The organism is uncultured Campylobacter sp., from assembly GCF_937997595.1.
Taxonomy (GTDB): domain Bacteria; phylum Campylobacterota; class Campylobacteria; order Campylobacterales; family Campylobacteraceae; genus Campylobacter_B.
This window is the reverse complement of sequence record NZ_CALKTS010000270.1, coordinates 1-17,152: the sequence shown is the minus strand read 5'-3', so window position 1 is coordinate 17,152 and position 17,152 is coordinate 1. Positions and strand designations below refer to the sequence as shown.

The following is a 17,152-nucleotide window of genomic DNA, read 5'->3' as shown; positions in this document are numbered from 1 at the left end:
TATCTATGAAACGGCGCATATTATGGAGCATATGGCATTTGGCGCTAATGAAAAATTCCGCTCAGAGCATAATTATGAGCAAGAATTCACTAAAAATGGCGCCTATCATAATGCTTATACGTCAGATTATTCGATGGTTTACGAGGCAATATGCGCTGATTTTGAGTGGGACCGGATCTTAGAGCTTCAGAGACTAGCCATTACAACGCCACGCTTTAATGCTGACGAGCTGGAGGCAGAAAAGGGCAATGTTCGCTCTGAATTAACGGGCTATCTTAATAATCATAACCGTGTGATGTGGCCACGCATCCAGCAGGCACTGGGTGAGGATATATTGACCTATAATCAGCGGTTAAAGACGATTGCTAATATTGAGCTTAAAGATATAAAAAATCACCATAAGCGTACGCACACTTTGAAGAACATGCGGTTTGTGGTGGCTGGAAAATTGACAGGGCGAAAGTCTGCCATTAAGGAGCATTTGGAGGGGTGGCAATTGGAGACTGGTGAGAGGTTTGCGATTCCGCACGATGAGCCTCGTAGGGCAAATCCGGTTCTGATTCGACGCAAAGAAGCGACAAATCTGACATTTGGCTGGTCGATGGTCGTGCCGCGTGAATTAACAGATGAAGAGGTTGACGCTATGAGTGCCTTAAATCATATACTTACTGGCACGATGAGTTCAAGGATTTTTGGTTCGGCGCGTAAGAAGGGCTTAGCTTACAGTATATTTAGCGACACCTCAGTCGGTTTTTATGATTCGGCTTGGGATTTTGGTGGGCAAGTGAATATTGATACGGCCGAAAAGCTATTTGATATCATCGTCAGAGAGTTAAAGAAAGTGCTATCTGGCTCTATTTCTGCTGAAGATTTAGAAAGTGTTAAATCGTACTCACTGGGTCGTTATCAGATGGGCGCTCAGACGGTTGGTCAGATCAGTAATTTTTACGTAGGCCGGTATTTTGCTGATGATTTTGTTTGCATTTGCCTTTAGCGTGGCGTTTCGCATGTGGTGGGTGCACTGGGCGAGCGGTTTTGTGAACTACTTTTTTTGGGATGGCGAGCTGATGATAAACACAAACGACGGCTACGCCTTTGCAGAGGGCGCGCGCGACCGCCTCGCCGGCTTTCATCAGCCCAACGATCTTAGCTACTTTAGTGCACCGCTTTCGATCGTGACGGCGTTTTTGGCTGAAATTTTGCCCTTTAAAATCGAGACGATCTTCGTTTATCTGCCGGCTTTGTTTAGCTCGCTCATCGTAGTGCCGATATTGCTTATCTCAAGCGAGTTTCGCTGCATGCGCGCGGGCTTCATCGGCGCGCTTGTCGCGAGCGTGGCGAATAGCTACTACAACCGCACTATGGCGGGGTATTACGACACCGATATGCTAAATATCGTGCTTGCGATGTGCATTTTGTGGGCGCTCATCCGTATCTGCACGCGCGGCTCGCGCAGCACGCTGTTTTGGCTGGGTGCGTTTACGATATTTTATATGTGGTGGTATCCCTCAAGCTTCTCGCTAAATTCTATGATGTTCGCCATGTTTTTCGCCTATACGCTGATTTTTAAGCGAAAAAGTAGAGTAAATTACGAAGCGATGATCATCTTTTTGATCGCGCTTTGTTCCACGCCTTTGGTGGCAAAAATTTTAATCTCACTTACGCTATTTTGGCTCTTTGCATTTAAAGGAAAGCTATTAAATTTTAAAATTTTAGCGATTATCGGCGCGCTTGCCGTAGTCTTTTTCGTCGCAAACGGAGGTCTTAGCCCGATCATCTTTCAGGCGAAATTTTATATCTTCCGCTCCCTTGCGGACAACGCCGATACGGCATTTCATTTTTTCAACGTCAATCAAACGATCCAAGAATCAGGCATCGTGCCGCCTAAGATCTTTATGGAGCGCATCAGCTCGCACGTCGCGGTTTTCGTGATCGCAGCAATCGGATATTTGCTGCTTTGCTTTAGGCATAAGGAATTTTTGCTCTCGATCCCGCTTTTGCTTTTGGGCTTTGCGGCGAACAAAGCAGGCCTTAGATTTACGATCTATGCCGTGGGTGTGATGGGACTGAGCTTCGGATATATTTTGTATTTTTGCGTAAAGCGCTTGGATCTGCCAAAGATCGCGGGACGCGCGATACTGCTTATTTTGACGGCACTTGCGATCTATCCTGCGTGGCAGCACATCGTCTCGTACAAGGTCGATACGGTCTTTTATCAAAGCGAAGTGCGGGTGCTCGATGAGCTTAAAGATAAGGCGCAGCGCGAGGATTACGCGCTTTCGTGGTGGGACTACGGATACGGCATACGCTATTACAGCGACGTAAAAACCCTCATCGACGGCGGCAAACACCTAGGCAACGATAATTTCCCCGTTAGCTTTGCGCTTTTTAGAGATCAGATGAGCTCTGCAAATATGGCGCGCCTGGATGTCGAATACACCGAGCGCGGATATAGCGAAAAAATTCCAAACAAGCTAAAGCAAATTTTAAAAGACTACAACGCGACCGATGTAAATGATTTTATCTTAAGCTTGGGACTGGCTGATTTTAAGCCGCCGAAGCCTACGCGTGACATCTATTACATCTTGCCCGATCGTATGATGAATATCTTTCCCGTCGTCACGCAGTTTTCAAATATCGACATCACCGACGGCAAGCAGCTAAGTGAGCTGTTTTTCATAACGAGCGATAGGTTCGTTCAGGATCAAAGCGGCGTGCATATGGACAACGGCTTTTCGATCTCGCCGAGCCTTTTAAATTTAGAGTATAGCGGTAGAAAATTTGCGATCAATACCTTTTACGAAACGAGCTACGACGCGAATGGCAAGCTTTCGGTAAAAGAGTTTAATATGGACAGCAGCGCGCAATTTTACGTTATTTTCATGCGCGATTACGGGCGATTTTTGCTGCTAGATAAGACGATGCTAAACTCAAGCTATATTCAGCTTTTTGTATTTGAAAGATATAGGCCCGAGCTATTCGAGCCTGTGATCTTAAGCCCTGCTGTGAAAGTTTATAAATTAAAGCGCTAGATAAAATTTTTGCCGCAATCTAAGGAGAAATTTATGAAATTTAATCTCGCAACGCCAAGCAAGGGATGCAGCATATGGCTCGCATAGGGTTTTTAAGCCATGCCGATATGAGCTTACATTTCTTTCGTCGCCCGATAATGCAGGCTTTAAAAGAGCGCGGACACGAGGTTTTTGCAATCGCTCCTCGAGGCGCTTATACGCAGGATTTAGCGCGCGATTTTAATGCCATAACCTACGATCTTGATCGAGCGAGCTTAAATCCGTTTACCGTATTTAGCAACACCAAAGCCCTTGCGCGCGAGCTAAAGAGGCTAAATTTGGACCTGCTGCAAACAGCCGCGCATAAATCAAACGTGTTTGGTACACTGGCGGCTCGAGAGGCGGGTATAAAATATGTGATAAACTTAGTCGAGGGGCTGGGCAGCTTTTATATCGACGATGATATTAAAACAAGGCTTGTGCGAGCGGTTTTGGAGAAGCTTTATAAATTTTCATTTTCGCAGGCGGATGCTTGCGTATTTGTAAACGATGCCGATCCCAATTATATGCTATCTCGCGGGCTTATTGCGAAGCAAAAGGTCATAAGGATTAAAAGTGTAGGCGTAGATGCTGAAAGATTCAACCCCAAAATCGTTAGTGCGGCGGATCTGGGCGAGGATTTGCACGGCAAAAAAATCGTGCTGATGATAGCTCGCGCGATGTGGCATAAGGGCGTGAGAGAATTCTACGAAGCAGCAGAAATTTTAAAAGATCGATCGGATGCGAAATTTGTCTTTGTAGGCGAGGGTTTTGCGGGCAATAAAAGCACCGCTGATCCTGCGTTTTTGCAAAGCGGTGCGGTACATTATCTGGGTGCTAGAAACGATGTGCCTGAGCTTTTGAAGGCTAGTTACCTACTGGCACTTCCTAGCTACAAGGAGGGCTTTCCGCGCACGGTTTTAGAGGCGATGAGCATGGCGCGAGCCTGCGTGGTAAGCGATTGCAGCGGCTGCGTCGAGGCGGTGCAAGATGGCGTCAACGGTCTGATCTGCCGCACTCGCGACGCAGAGGGTCTTGCGCGAAAGATCGAAATTCTATTGGACGATGCTGCGCTTTGCGAGAGGCTAGGGCGAAACGGGCGCGAGATGGTACTTGCAAATTACGACGAAAAGATCGTCACGGAAAAATATTTAGAGGTTTATAGGAAATTTATCGATGTATAGGTGTTTTTTAAAGCGCGCGCTCGATTTTACCGCGGCTTTGGTTTTGATTATTTTGGTTTTGCCCGTGATGGCGCTTACGTGGTTCTTGATCCGCAAGCACATTAGCAAAAGCGCGATTTTTACGCAATCTCGCCCTGGGCTTGATGAGCAAATTTTTAAAATTTACAAATTTAAAACGATGAGCGACGAGCGCGGCGCGGACGGCGAGCTTCTGCCAGACGAAGCGCGGCTGAACGATTACGGCAAAAAGATCCGCGCGCTAAGCCTGGATGAGCTGCCGCAGCTTTTCAACGTGCTAAAGGGCGATATGAGCTTCATCGGGCCGCGCCCGCTGCTGATCGAGTACCTGCCGCTTTATTCGCCGCAGCAGAGCCTTAGGCACAGCGTGCGTCCGGGTATCACGGGGCTTGCGCAGGTAAACGGTCGCAACGCGATCAGCTGGGAGAAAAAATTTGAGTTCGATACGTATTACGCGCAAAATTTAAGCTTCGCGCTCGATCTTAAGATCGCGCTTTTGACGATTAAAAAAGTGCTTGCGAAAGAGGGCGTGAATAAAGAGGGCATGGCGACGACGGAGAAATTTAATGGGCACAACTAAAATTTACGTTTACGGCGCAAGCGGACACGGGCTGGTGGTCGCGGACGTCGCGCTAGCCGCACGCGGGGCTAAATTTAGCGAGGTCGTTTTTTTAGACGACGCGGCAGGGCTGAAATTTAGCGAGGATCTGCCGAAATATCCCGTAATAATCGCAATCGGAGATAACAAAACCCGCGCAAAGATACAAGAGAGGGTAGCGCGCGCAGGTTTTGAGATAGCGACGCTAATTCATCAAAGCGCCATCGTTAGCCCAAGCGCCGTCATCGGCGAGGGCGCGGTCGTAATGCCCGGCGCCGTGATAAACGCGCGAGCTAAAATCGGTCGCGGCGCGATAATCAATTCAGGCGTCGTAATCGAGCATGAGTGCGAGATCGGCGAGTTTGCGCACATTAGCCCAAACGCGGCGCTTGCGGGCGGCGTGAAGGTGGGGGCGTTTTCGCACATCGGTATCGGCGCTAGCGTCATTCAGAGGCTAAAGATCGGGCAGCGCTGCATTATCGGCGCGGGCGCTGCGGTAGTGCGCGACATAGCTAGCGACAGCGTAGCCGTAGGCGTGCCCGCTCGCGTGATTAAAAAAAATAGCTGAATTTAAAATTTATAGCATTAAAAGTGATAAAATCCGAGCATTTAAATTTTATGCCGAAAGCTAAATTTAGCCTTGCTCCGCGCGAGGTTAAATTTAAAGATCAAGGAAGGATAGAGATGGCAAGAGTATTTTTAAGCCCGCCGAATATGGGCGGCGATGAGCTTGAGTATATAAAAAAGGTATTTGAGAGCAACTATATAGCGCCTTTGGGCGAATATGTCGATAGATTTGAAAATAGCGTCAAAGCTTATACCAAAACGCGCGGCGCGCTAGCGTTAAACGCAGGCACGGCGGCGCTTCATCTAGCGCTTCGCTGCAGCGGCGCAAAGGACGGCGACGTGGTGCTAGGGTCCACGTTTACCTTCATGGCGTCGCTAAATCCGATATTTTACGAGCGCTGCGTGCCGGTGCTGATAGACAGCGACGAGAGTTGGAATTTAAGCCCGAGGCTGCTTAAAGAAGCGATCAAAAAATCGCCGAAAAAACCAAAGGTGCTCGTCGTTACGCATCTTTACGGACAGGCTGCGAAGATGGATGAGATATGTGAAATTTGCGCGAACGAAGGCATTGATGTTATCGAGGATGCCGCAGAAGCGCTGGGCGGATTTTATAAGGGTAAAGCACTTGGCGGCATCGGAAAATGCGGTGCGCTAAGCTTTAATGGCAATAAAATCATCACTACTTCAGGCGGCGGAATGCTGATCTCAAACGACGAGAAGCTAATCGCCAAGGCTAGATTTTTAAGCACCCAAGCGCGCGAGCCGCTGCTTCACTACGAGCACAAGGACTACGGCTACAACTACCGCTTAAGCAACGTCTTAGGCGCTATCGGCGTAGGTCAGATGGAGGTCTTGCCGCAGCGCGTAAAGAGAAAACGTGAAATTTTTAAAATTTACGAGGATCTGTTTAGAGGCACCGACGTGGAGTTTATGCCTGAAGTCGAAGGCAGCGAGGGCAATAGATGGCTTACGACTTTATTATTTAAACAAAAAGGCGCTCATCTAAAGGTTATCGATGCGCTAAATAAAGCCGACATCGAATCTCGCCCGCTTTGGAAGCCGATGCATCTGCAAAGCATCTTCGCAGGCGCGCTTAGCGTAGTTGACGGCACGAGCGAGGATATGTTTGAGCGCGGAATTTGCCTTCCTAGCGGCACCGATATGAGCGACGAGACGATCGAGCGCGTCGTAAAAATCGTAAAAGAAAACATCTGATGCTGTTAAAACCCACTAAATTTAGCCGCTTCGCGTTTTTTTTGCTAGGAGATATTTTTATCTCGATCCTCTCCGTTTACATCGCGTTTTTGCTGCGATTTAGCGGAGATATACCGAACGAATTTTATAAAGGCGCGCTGCTTAGCGCCTCGAGCCTTACTGCGATTAAAATTTTCTATTTTTGGTTTTTGCGGATCTATTTAGTTCCGTGGAGATTTTTCGGCCTATATGAAGCAAGAAAGCTCTTTTATGCGCACGTGATGGCAGCGCTTACCTTTTTGATCCTGTTTTTTCTAGCGAGTAAAATTTTTAACCCGTTCCCGCGCTCGGTCATCATCATAGATGCGGCGATCTCGTTTATTTTAATCGGTGGGATTAGAATTTCAAAGCGGATGTTTCTAAGCGAGAAGAAAAATATCACGAATAACGAGCCTTGTATCGTCGTAGGCGCTACGAGCAAGACCTTTCACGTCCTAAAAGGTATGCGGCAAAAATATATCAACTACTATCCCGTGGGCGTCGTGGACGGACGGGCAGAGCTTGTGGGGACCTATTGCGAAAACTACGTCGTCAGAGCCAAGAGCGAAATTCCGCAGATGATCAAAGATAGCGGCGCTAAAACCGCGATCATCGCGCTGGCGCTGTATCCGGACGAGCTAAAGGAGCTCTATGATGAGCTGTTCGCGTACGGGCTAAAGGATATTAAACTCTTTTCGCTTTTGGAGGATGAGAGCAAAAAGATCCGCGACGTATCGATCGAGGATCTGCTCGCGCGCAAGCCTAAAGACCTTGATACCAAGGCGATCGAAAATTTTATCAAAGACAAGATCGTGCTGGTAACGGGCGCGGGCGGCACGATAGGAAGCGAGATTTGCAAGCAGTGCTTGAAATTCGGCGCAAAGAGGCTCATTATGGTCGAACACAGCGAGTTTAACCTCTACTCGATTAACGAAGCCACCGGCGCGGATGCGCGCAACGAGTTAAAGATGATAAACGTCGTTTATCGCCATGAGCTGGAGGAGGTTTTTGCAGAATTTCATCCCGAAGTAGTCGTGCACGCAGCGGCGTATAAGCACGTGCCGCTATGTGAGTTTAATCCGCATCTAGCGGTCAAAAACAATGTCATCGGCACAAAAAACGTAATTGATCTGTCCAAAAAATACGGCGCGAAAAAGGTCGTTTTGATCTCGACCGATAAGGCGGTGCGACCGACGAACATTATGGGCACGACGAAGCGTATCTGCGAGCTTTACGCGCTAAATTCCAACGACGCGGCAAGCGAAACGCAGATCGTCGCGGTGCGCTTCGGAAACGTGCTCGGCTCAAGCGGCAGCGTCATTCCTAAATTTAAACGCCAGATCGAAGCGAACGAGCCGCTTACCGTTACGCACCCCGAGATTACGAGATATTTTATGCTCGTTAGCGAGGCGTGTCAGCTCGTGCTTCAGGCAGCCTCCATCGCGCGAGGCGGCGAGCTTTTCGTGCTAGATATGGGCGAGCCCGTAAAGATTGCCGATCTTGCCAAGCGAATGCTCCAGCTTGCCGGCAAGGAGGAGCTGGGCATCAAATTTGTAGGTCTGCGCCCCGGCGAGAAGCTTTATGAGGAGCTTTTGATCGACGAAAACGACAAGAGCACGAAGTATCAATCCATCTTCGTAACCCACTCCGCAAAATACGACCTAGAGGAGCTAAGCTCGCAGATCGAGGAGCTTTCGGAGTGCGAGGACGCGCAGGTTGCGGATAAGCTAAAGCGCATCGTGCCCGAGTTTTCGCACCGATTAAACGATATGAAGGGCACGGCTTGATCGGTATCGTGGATTACGGCGCGGGCAATATCCAAAGCGTGATGAACGCGCTTAGCTTTTGCGGCGCTAAATTTTGCCTCGCGCGCAGCCCAGAGGAGCTTTTGAGCTGCGATAAGGCCTTGCTTCCGGGCGTGGGCGCATTCGGCGAGGCGATGGAGAGGCTTCGCGCAAGCGGTATGGACGCCGCGATCAAAGAATTCGTCGCAAGCGGCAGATATTTTTTAGGCATCTGCCTTGGGATGCAGCTTCTGTTCGAGCAAAGCGAGGAATTCGGCGCGCGCAGCGGACTTGGAATTTTGCCTGGTCGCGTCGTGAAATTTGACAAAACGAAATTTAATATTCAGGGGGCGGAATTCCGATCCGAAGATTCTAAATTTAGATCGGGCGGGGCGAAATTTAATTCAGACGAGGCGGAATCTAGCGCGCGCAGCTGGCAAAATTTTACCTGTGCCGAAAGCCTAAAGATCCCGCACGTGGGCTGGAACAGCGCGCATTTTATCAAGCGCTCGCCGATAAACGCGGGCTTGGGCGAGTTTGAGTATTTGTATTTCGTGCACTCCTACCACGTCCTTTGCGCGCGCGAGATCACGCTTGCGACCACGTTTTACGGCTATGAGTTTGCAAGCGCGATCTGGCGCGAAAACGTATTTGCCTTTCAGCCGCATCCCGAAAAAAGCCACGATGCGGGCATAAAAATCATTAAAAATTTTACGGAGCTGTGATGGAAATTTTCCCTGCGATCGATCTGAAACAAGGATATGCCGTGCGCCTTAGCAAGGGCGAGATGCAAAGCGCAAAAATTTATTCCAAGGACCCCTGCGAGCTAGCCAAAAAATTTGAAGATCTCGGCGCTAAATGGCTGCATCTGGTTGATTTAGACGGCGCGTTTGCGGGCGAGGCGGTAAATTTCAAAGCGATCGAGCGGATCGTAAAAAGCACGCGCCTGCGCGTAGAAGTGGGCGGCGGCATCCGCGACGAAGCGCGCATAATGGAATATTTGAGCTTAGGCGTCGATAGATTTATCCTGGGCTCGGCGGCGCTAAAAAACCCGGATTTCGTAAAGCAGATGGCGAAGCTTTACCGCATCGTCGTGGGCATAGACGCGAAAGAGGGGCTCGTAGCGACCGAGGGCTGGGCTGAACTAAGCCGCGTAAAAGCGACTGATCTGGCGCGAGACTACGCGGACGCGGGCGTTTGCGCGATCATCTGCACCGACATATCGCGCGACGGGATGCTAAGCGGCGTAAACGTAGAATTTAGCCGCTTTATCGCGAAAGCTAGCGGTATCGACACTATCGCAAGTGGCGGCGTTAAAGATATAAACGACATAATCGCACTAAAAAACGCAGGCTCTATCGCAGGGCTTATCGTCGGCAAGGCGTATTACGAGGGCACGCTCGATCTTAAAAAGGCGTTTGAGGCTCTATAAAAGCGCCCGAGCGTAAGCAAAGTTTGAACTAAATTTTAGTAATATGCAAATTTTAAAATTTAAAGGCGATGTGAGGCGATGAAAGATTTTTTTTATGAGATGATCGTAAAAAGCGAGAATGCAAGTGAGCTTTTCAAGAGCTTTGCGTTTGAGCTCGGCGTTACCTGCGTCGAGGAGGATGGCGAGCGCTTCATAATCCGCGACGAAGAGGATCTGCAAAATTTAAAATTTGCGTTTGAAGAGTTTAAAAAGGGGCTCGCGCGATCTCTTAATTTAGACGCCGATCTGCAGATCGAAATTTCAAAAAAGCAAAACAAAGACTGGCTCGATGAGTATAAAAAAGGGGTCGCGCCCGTGGCAGTCGGCAAATTTTACGTCCGTCCGAGCTGGTGCGAAAGATCGCAAGATAGCGCGTTAATCGATCTGCTGATCGATCCTGCGCTGGCGTTCGGCTCGGGTCATCACGAAAGCACCAATATGTGCCTGGCGCTGCTTAGCGAGCTCGCTCGCAATGGCATGAACGCGCTTGACGTGGGCTGCGGCAGCGGAATTTTAAGTATCGCGATGAAAAAACTGGGCGCAAAGGTAAGTGCCTGCGATACCGACGAGCAGGCGGTGGCGGCTACGCAGCAAAACGCCGAGAAAAACGGCGTGCAGATCGATAAAATTTGGCTCGGCAGCGTTTCAAGCTTAAACGAGCAAAGTTCAAGCGCAGTCGCGCAGCCGCAGTTTGATCTCGTCGTCGCAAATATAATCGCCGACGTGATTTTGATCTTAAGCGCGGATCTGAAAAAAGCGCTAAAACCGGGCGGCAAGCTCGTGCTGTCGGGAATTTTAGAAAAATATAAAGATAGGATAGAGCAAGCCTTTTCGGATTTAAATTTCGTGCAGATGAAAAAGCAAAACGAATGGCTCAGCTTCGTTTATGAAAGGAAAATATGAATAACAACCCAAATAATCAACCCCCTCAAAACGGCGGCGGAAACAATTTTTTCAATAAAAATCCGATCGGCGTTTTTATTATTTTCGCGCTTATTTTGATAGTCGTGTTTAAAGCGATATCGCCAAGCGGCGGATTTGATAGCGGTGGAGTGCTAGGCTCCGTCTCGGGCGAGAGTAGAAATGTAACTTACTCCGAGCTAAAATCGCAAATCAAAAACTCTCAAGTAAGCATGGTCTCCATCGGAAGCTCCACGATTAAAGCGCAAGTCGGCAACGTAATCTACACCGCCAAGCGCGTGGATGATCCCGAGCTGGTTCAAATTTTAGAATCGCGCAAAATTCCATACGGCGCGTATAACGAGAGCAATTTTTTGACCGATCTGCTCTTTAGCTGGGTCTTGCCGCTCGTGATTTTCTTTGGAATTTGGATGTTTTTAGCCAACCGCATGCAGCGCAATATGGGCGGCGGCGTGCTCGGCATCGGAAGCTCCAAAAACCTGGTAAGCGCCGAAAAGCCGAAGGTTAAATTTAGCGATGTAGCGGGCGTCGAAGAGGCGAAAGAGGAGGTTAAGGAGATCGTAGATTTCTTAAAAAACCCCGAGCGATATATCAGCCTCGGGGCTAAAATTCCAAAAGGCGTGCTTTTGGTGGGTCCTCCGGGTACGGGTAAGACGCTGCTAGCTAAGGCGGTCGCGGGCGAAGCGGACGTGCCGTTTTTTTCGGTATCGGGCTCCAGCTTCATCGAGATGTTCGTAGGCGTGGGCGCCAGCAGGGTGCGCGATCTATTTGATAACGCTAAAAAACAGGCTCCGGCAATCGTTTTCATCGACGAGATCGACGCGATCGGCAAAAGCAGAACCGCAGGCGGTATCGGCGGAGGTAACGACGAGCGCGAACAGACGCTAAATCAGCTGCTTGCCGAGATGGACGGCTTCGGCTCGGAATCAAGCCCGGTAATCGTCCTTGCGGCTACCAACCGCCCGGAGACGCTGGATGCGGCGCTTCTGCGTCCAGGCAGATTCGATAGGCAGGTTTTGGTCGATAGACCTGATTTTGACGGCAGAATGGCGATTTTAAAGGTGCATATGCGCGACGTTAAATTTGCCCGCGATATCGATATCGAAGAGATCGCGCGCCTTACCGTGGGCTTTGCGGGAGCCGATCTTGCAAACATCATCAACGAAGCCGCGCTTTTAGCTGGTCGCGAGGCAAAGGCGGAGGTCGAGCAAAAGGACCTGCTCGAAGCGATCGAGCGCGTCGGTATCGGACTGGCTAAAAAATCGCGCCGCGTAAGCCCGATTGAAAAGCGAATCGTCGCGTACCACGAAAGCGGTCATGCGCTCATCGCCGAGCTTACCAAAGGCGCGATGCCGGTATCTAAAGTAACTATCGTACCGCGCGGATTGAGCGCTGCGGGATACACGCTAAATTCGCCGTTTGAAAATAGATACCTGCACCAGCGCCATGAAATTTTTGCCGAGATCGATACGTTTTTGGCGGGGCGCGCGGCGGAGGATGTGTTTTTGGGCGAGATCACCGACGGAGCGGGCAACGATTTGCAGCGCGCTACCGATATGCTTAAATTTATGGCTACTCAGGTCGGAATGACCGATGCGCTCGGGCTTGCGGTGCTAGAAAAGCAGCAGTATTCCTTCCTAAATGGCGGACAGAGCATCAAGGATTACAGCGAGGTAACGGCGGTTAAGATCGACGAATATGTTCGCAAGACGCTGGATGAGCGCTACGCGGCGGTAAAAGAGACGCTAAGGACCTACGCTCCGGCGATCGAGGAGATGGTGAAGGCGCTGTATGAGAAGGAGACGGTCTCGGGCGAGCAGATCGTAGAGATCATCTCTAAATTTGAAAAAGATAACGGCATGCCTACCCGTCTGGTGCGAAATTTAGGCGCTAACGACGATATCGAAAGCGCAAAGAGCGAAGCTTAAATTTAAAGCTTCGCGCGCGGTAAGAACTTAGGGCTAAATTTTTAAGACGATCACGCTAAAGTGTTTTATGCGCGATCCGCGGCACCGAATGAAAAGCGGTGCAAAAATAAAATTTAAAGAGTAAGAGATGGAAGAGGAAAAGGGAAAATTAATCTACATATTGCCGAATTTTTTCACGGCGGCAAGTGCATTTTTAGCGGTCATCAGCATAATTTCTACGATCAAAGGCAACTTCAGCGCCGCGATCTTTTATATCATTTTATCCTTGATCTGCGACGGGCTTGACGGCCGCGTGGCGAGGCTAACGCATGCGACATCGAAATTCGGCGTGGAGTTCGATAGCCTTGCGGATATCGTTGCTTTCGGCGTAGCGCCGGCGCTGCTATTTTACTGTGCGGTCGGGCACGATTACGGTAAGGTTGGCTCGCTCGTAGCCGCACTTTACGTGGTTTTCGGCGCGATCAGACTGGCGCGATTCAACGTCACTACGGGCACCTACGAGCCTAGCGTTTTTATCGGGCTACCGATTCCGACAGCAGCGATTACGATGGCGTTTTGGATCGGAATTTATTTAAAATATGAGCTTTCCAAAGGGTTTGGCGTATTTTTGATCATCGCAATGGCGGCGTTATCGTTTTTGATGGTAAGCAACATCCGCTTTCCGAGCTTTAAAAAGATCAGCCTAAAACGCCCCAACGCGATTAAAATTTTAGTGCTTCTAATCGTCGTATTTTTCTCGTTTTTATATCTTTTCAGGCTGGAATTTCCGGCGGTGCTCACTTTGGTTTATATCGTTTACGGTTTGGTTCGCGGAGCTTTAAATTTAAGCGCGGCTAAATTTCATAAAAAAGACAAACCCGAGGAAACGGCGAAATAATCTCAAATATGTTTATCGCCGCGATTGTTTTAAGTTTGCGCGGCTATAATTTTGCCAAATTTTAACCCTTTGAAAGGATTTGTAATGGACAAAAATAAAATCATAATCTTCGATACGACGCTTCGTGACGGCGAGCAAAGCCCCGGAGCGTCGATGAATACGGACGAAAAGATCCATCTTGCGTTGCAGCTTGAAAAGCTGGGCGTAGATGTTATCGAGGCTGGCTTTGCGGCGGCGAGCCCCGGGGATTTTGACGCGATAGAAAAGATCGCTAGCGCCGTTAGCAAGGCTCGCGTCTGTTCGCTTGCGCGCGCTTTAGAAAAAGACATCAAGGCCGCAGGCGAAGCGATAAAGGGCGCAAAGCTCGGGCGCATCCACACCTTCATCGCCACAAGCCCCATCCATATGGAATTTAAACTCAAAATGCAGCCGCAAGAGGTCATAAAGCGCGCCGTAGAGTCTGTGCAATACGCAAAAAGTCTATGCGATGACGTGGAGTTTAGTTGCGAGGATGCGTGCAGAAGCGATATGGGTTTTTTAAAAGAGATCTGCGACGCCGCGATAAGCGCAGGGGCCTCCACCATAAATATCCCCGATACGGTGGGCTATCTCTATCCGGATGAGATCACTGCGCGCATAGGCGAGATCGTTAAGCTTATCGACGGGCGCGCCGTAGTTTCGGTGCATAACCACAACGACTTGGGGATGGCTACCGTAAATTCCTTAGCCGCTATCTTGGCAGGAGCCAGACAGGTCGAGTGCACGATAAACGGTATCGGCGAGCGCGCGGGTAACGCGGCGCTAGAGGAGATCGTAATGGCGATAAAGACGCGCACAGATAAATTTGCGCCGCTTTATACCGATATAAATTTGAAAGAAATTTACCCATCCAGCCGCCTAGTCGCAAGTATCACGGGTATCGAGCCGCAGCCTAATAAAGCGATCGTAGGCAAAAACGCCTTCGCGCATGAAAGCGGCATCCACCAAGACGGCGTGCTAAAGCACAAAGAAACCTACGAGATAATGCATGCTGAGGATATCGGGCTTGATAAAAACTCGCTCGTACTGGGCAAACACAGCGGCCGCCACGCCTTCAAAGACAAGCTGGTGTCTTTGGGCTATGAGCTTAGTAATGAGCAGATCGAGATCGCGTTTAATAAATTTAAAGCGCTCGCCGATAGCAAAAAGGACGTTTTCGACGAGGATATTAGAGAGCTTGTAAACGACGAGTTCGTGGGAGCCGAAAAGACCTATGAAGTGCTAGTTTTAAGCTCCAATAGCTGCAACAAAGGACACGCTAGCACCGCACTTACGCTAAGGTATAAGGATGAAATTTTAAGCGACAGCGCGCTTGGAAACGGCGGCGTGGATGCGATATTTAAAGCGATAGATCGTATCAGCGGCATCAGTGGTAGCTTGAAAGAATACCAAGTAAAAGCGGTCTCACAGGGCAAAGACGCGCTGGCGAAAGTAACCGTCAAGGTGGAATTTGCGGGCGAGGGTGCTATCATCGGCAGAGGACTTGACGTAGATACGATGCTAGCGTCCGCAAAGGCCTACGTTGCGGCGCTAAATACATATCTGGACGCTAAGCGCTAAGATGTCGGCGTGCTCGGCGGGATTTGTTAAATTTAACGCAAATTCCGCCAGATTAAACAAATCAAAAGCAAAATTTTAATAATATTTTGCACTTAAAACGATGGAGTAGGGGTATTGATCCGAAACTCGTTTTAAAATTTATTTATGGAGACTTTTATGAAAAAAGTTCTTGTATTGTTATTTGCGCTTTGCGGCGCGGCTTTCGCTAGCGAGCAGCTAAGTGCTTACACTCAGATCGTTTCTTTTTCTGCAATTACCGTTGCAGTCGTTTTAGGTCTAGCCGCTTTGGGTGGCGCGTTAGGTATGGGAAATGCCGCTAGCGCGACGCTTAACGGTATCGCTAGAAACCCAAGCGTAGCTAGCAAACTATCGACTACGATGTATATCTCGCTTGCGATGATCGAAGCACAGGTTATCTATGCGTTGGTTGTTTCATTTGTCTTGCTTTTTGCAAACCCTTTCATAACAGAAGGTCTTGCGGCTGCTGCAAAATAATCCTAAGCCCGAGAAATCGGGCTTTAAACTTATATAATTCAAGGCTTAAGATCAAGCTTTAAAATTTATGCGACCGTGGTGGAATTGGTAGACACGCTATCTTGAGGGGGTAGTGCCGCAAGGTGTACGAGTTCAAGTCTCGTCGGTCGCACCATCTATTAAAATTTTCTCCTATTTTTTCGTTTTTTGAATTTTTAAATAATTTTTTGAGCCCTATTTTTGGGAATTTTAAAATTATTCTTAAAAAATTCTTAGCACCGAAAATCATCGATTTATACATATATTTTAAGAAAAACTACTATATATTAAAAAATTGTATAGTAGCTTTTTCTGGCCCCTGCCTTGTTAATCTCCTATACCCCCCGCCCAAGCTAGCCCTGCATATGTTTTTAGCGCCTCAAACTTTCTCATTTTCTATCCTTTCTGAAGAATTCTTCTATCATCTTTTGATTACATATATCCAAATACTTCTCCCTGCCGCTATCGCAAGATATCCCGTATCCTCTCGACTCGCTTCCAAAAGCCTTTATAAAGCTTTCGCCTAACGCTCCTTGGTATCTTACGTTTTCGTATATATTATCAGCTAGTATCCTGCCCGTTTTTCTATCTTTTATGATTCCGCCGTAGTTAAAGCTTAGACCGATTAGGTCGTCAAGAAAGGTTTTGATATTTGGTGCCGGCTCTATGCGCCAGTCCGTCATCCTATTTTCTTTTTCCAATACCAACTCTATATCGGCTATCTCATCTTCATTGATTTCTTTACGAGCTACGCATTTGTCTTTGTAAATTTGCTTGAGATCTTTCATATTGTATTTTATGTAACTTAATATTTTAGACGGTTTTATATCTATCGTCGAGGCATTTCTATCATCAAGTAATGATTTTATCTCTCTGATTATTTTATCCTCGCTTTCATGATTTGATTGTAGTTGATTAAAAAATATATTTAATTCTTCATACGTTATCGGGATACTCTTTAAAAAGCCTCTTGTGCTTAACTTGGCTGATAAAAAGCACTCTTGTGCGGTATAGTCATCCAGATAAATTCTAAAATATTTACCGTTTGTGACAGGATTTTCGCTTTTTTCTTTATAATCTATGAAATTTACGTAGCCGTTTATCAAAGATATGAAATTCGCATCGGTCGTATTTGCAGGGAAATTTAGCCAATTGGTTGGATCTATCAAAGGAAAACCGCTTATATTCCATTCGACTATTTCTCTTTCTCCGGCATAGTAAGCGTGTATGGCGGGCTTTTCATAGACGTTTATCTTGGCATATTTAAAATCATAATAGGCCATAATTGCTTTAAGTACGACAATATCCCCGAAAAACACCATAAACCAAACAAAAAGCCAAAGCAGTTTGCGTTTGCCTTTAGGGGCGATTAGGGCGACAAAAAAGCTTATGGTAAAAAAAGCGGGTAT

Annotated in this window: 15 protein-coding genes and 1 tRNA gene; 15 read left to right on the top strand and 1 reads right to left on the bottom strand. The window is 48.1% G+C overall.

The window, feature by feature from the left end:
* The 15 genes from Q0614_RS08860 to Q0614_RS08790 form a co-directional block, all read left to right on the top strand.
* On the top strand, positions 1–994 hold a 994-nt coding region (locus Q0614_RS08860; protein ID WP_298788116.1), incomplete at its 5' end, for a pitrilysin family protein.
* On the top strand, positions 969–3,032 hold the full coding sequence (locus tag Q0614_RS08855; protein ID WP_298788122.1) for an STT3 domain-containing protein: 2,064 nt from the start codon (positions 969–971) through the stop codon (positions 3,030–3,032). The genes Q0614_RS08860 and Q0614_RS08855, both read left to right, overlap by 26 nt.
* A gap of 74 nt (positions 3,033–3,106) precedes the next feature.
* On the top strand, positions 3,107–4,234 hold the full coding sequence (locus Q0614_RS08850) for a glycosyltransferase family 4 protein (protein ID WP_298788120.1): 1,128 nt from the start codon (positions 3,107–3,109) through the stop codon (positions 4,232–4,234).
* The gene (gene pglC, locus Q0614_RS08845) at positions 4,227–4,832 is read left to right on the top strand and encodes an undecaprenyl phosphate N,N'-diacetylbacillosamine 1-phosphate transferase (RefSeq protein ID WP_298788114.1); all 606 of its coding nucleotides are present in this window, start codon (positions 4,227–4,229) and stop codon (positions 4,830–4,832) included. Before Q0614_RS08850 ends, pglC begins: the two co-directional genes overlap by 8 nt.
* Entirely contained in the window at positions 4,819–5,418 is a 600-nt protein-coding gene (gene pglD / locus Q0614_RS08840) for a UDP-N-acetylbacillosamine N-acetyltransferase (RefSeq protein WP_298788112.1), read from the top strand. The genes pglC and pglD overlap by 14 nt, the downstream gene beginning before the upstream one ends.
* A 116-nt stretch (positions 5,419–5,534) precedes the next feature.
* On the top strand, positions 5,535–6,632 hold the full coding sequence (gene pglE / locus Q0614_RS08835; protein ID WP_298788118.1) for a UDP-N-acetylbacillosamine transaminase: 1,098 nt from the start codon (positions 5,535–5,537) through the stop codon (positions 6,630–6,632).
* Positions 6,632–8,437: a nucleoside-diphosphate sugar epimerase/dehydratase gene (locus Q0614_RS08830; protein ID WP_298788110.1), complete on the top strand. Its 1,806-nt coding sequence runs from the start codon at positions 6,632–6,634 to the stop codon at positions 8,435–8,437. The genes pglE and Q0614_RS08830 overlap by 1 nt, the downstream gene beginning before the upstream one ends.
* Entirely contained in the window at positions 8,434–9,159 is a 726-nt protein-coding gene (gene hisH / locus Q0614_RS08825; protein WP_298788108.1) for an imidazole glycerol phosphate synthase subunit HisH, read from the top strand. Before Q0614_RS08830 ends, hisH begins: the two co-directional genes overlap by 4 nt.
* On the top strand, positions 9,159–9,866 hold the full coding sequence (gene hisA / locus Q0614_RS08820) for a 1-(5-phosphoribosyl)-5-[(5-phosphoribosylamino)methylideneamino]imidazole-4-carboxamide isomerase (protein WP_298788106.1): 708 nt from the start codon (positions 9,159–9,161) through the stop codon (positions 9,864–9,866). The genes hisH and hisA overlap by 1 nt, the downstream gene beginning before the upstream one ends.
* A 78-nt stretch (positions 9,867–9,944) precedes the next feature.
* Positions 9,945–10,808 (top strand): 50S ribosomal protein L11 methyltransferase, encoded by an 864-nt coding sequence (locus tag Q0614_RS08815; protein WP_298788104.1) that lies wholly within the window; start codon positions 9,945–9,947, stop codon positions 10,806–10,808.
* On the top strand, positions 10,805–12,754 hold the full coding sequence (gene ftsH / locus Q0614_RS08810; RefSeq protein WP_297905028.1) for an ATP-dependent zinc metalloprotease FtsH: 1,950 nt from the start codon (positions 10,805–10,807) through the stop codon (positions 12,752–12,754). The genes Q0614_RS08815 and ftsH overlap by 4 nt, the downstream gene beginning before the upstream one ends.
* Before the next feature lie 127 nt (positions 12,755–12,881).
* Complete coding sequence (gene pssA / locus Q0614_RS08805) at positions 12,882–13,631, top strand: CDP-diacylglycerol--serine O-phosphatidyltransferase (protein ID WP_298788101.1); 750 nt, start codon at positions 12,882–12,884, stop codon at positions 13,629–13,631.
* Positions 13,632–13,715: 84 nt separating this feature from the next.
* The gene (locus Q0614_RS08800; RefSeq protein ID WP_298788099.1) at positions 13,716–15,230 is read left to right on the top strand and encodes a 2-isopropylmalate synthase; all 1,515 of its coding nucleotides are present in this window, start codon (positions 13,716–13,718) and stop codon (positions 15,228–15,230) included.
* A gap of 156 nt (positions 15,231–15,386) precedes the next feature.
* Positions 15,387–15,725 (top strand): ATP synthase F0 subunit C, encoded by a 339-nt coding sequence (gene atpE, locus Q0614_RS08795; RefSeq protein ID WP_297960572.1) that lies wholly within the window; start codon positions 15,387–15,389, stop codon positions 15,723–15,725.
* 69 nt (positions 15,726–15,794) lie between these two features.
* Positions 15,795–15,879: transfer RNA gene (locus Q0614_RS08790), tRNA-Leu, on the top strand.
* A 253-nt stretch (positions 15,880–16,132) separates the two neighbouring features.
* Here Q0614_RS08790 and Q0614_RS08785 read toward each other — a convergent pair.
* Complete coding sequence (locus tag Q0614_RS08785; protein ID WP_298788097.1) at positions 16,133–17,152, bottom strand: hypothetical protein; 1,020 nt, start codon at positions 17,150–17,152, stop codon at positions 16,133–16,135.

Excerpts from the sequence above, each read along its gene's own strand:
- Q0614_RS08855 (WP_298788122.1), top strand. The coding sequence starts at position 969 with ATGATTTTGTTTGCATTTGCCTTTAGCGTGGCGTTTCGCATGTGGTGG.
- Q0614_RS08850 (WP_298788120.1), top strand. The coding sequence starts at position 3,107 with ATGGCTCGCATAGGGTTTTTAAGCCATGCCGATATGAGCTTACATTTC.
- pglC (WP_298788114.1), top strand. The coding sequence starts at position 4,227 with ATGTATAGGTGTTTTTTAAAGCGCGCGCTCGATTTTACCGCGGCTTTG.
- pglD (WP_298788112.1), top strand. The coding sequence starts at position 4,819 with ATGGGCACAACTAAAATTTACGTTTACGGCGCAAGCGGACACGGGCTG.
- pglE (WP_298788118.1), top strand. The coding sequence starts at position 5,535 with ATGGCAAGAGTATTTTTAAGCCCGCCGAATATGGGCGGCGATGAGCTT.
- Q0614_RS08830 (WP_298788110.1), top strand. The coding sequence starts at position 6,632 with ATGCTGTTAAAACCCACTAAATTTAGCCGCTTCGCGTTTTTTTTGCTA.
- hisA (WP_298788106.1), top strand. The coding sequence starts at position 9,159 with ATGGAAATTTTCCCTGCGATCGATCTGAAACAAGGATATGCCGTGCGC.
- Q0614_RS08815 (WP_298788104.1), top strand. The coding sequence starts at position 9,945 with ATGAAAGATTTTTTTTATGAGATGATCGTAAAAAGCGAGAATGCAAGT.
- ftsH (WP_297905028.1), top strand. The coding sequence starts at position 10,805 with ATGAATAACAACCCAAATAATCAACCCCCTCAAAACGGCGGCGGAAAC.
- pssA (WP_298788101.1), top strand. The coding sequence starts at position 12,882 with ATGGAAGAGGAAAAGGGAAAATTAATCTACATATTGCCGAATTTTTTC.
- Q0614_RS08800 (WP_298788099.1), top strand. The coding sequence starts at position 13,716 with ATGGACAAAAATAAAATCATAATCTTCGATACGACGCTTCGTGACGGC.
- atpE (WP_297960572.1), top strand. The coding sequence starts at position 15,387 with ATGAAAAAAGTTCTTGTATTGTTATTTGCGCTTTGCGGCGCGGCTTTC.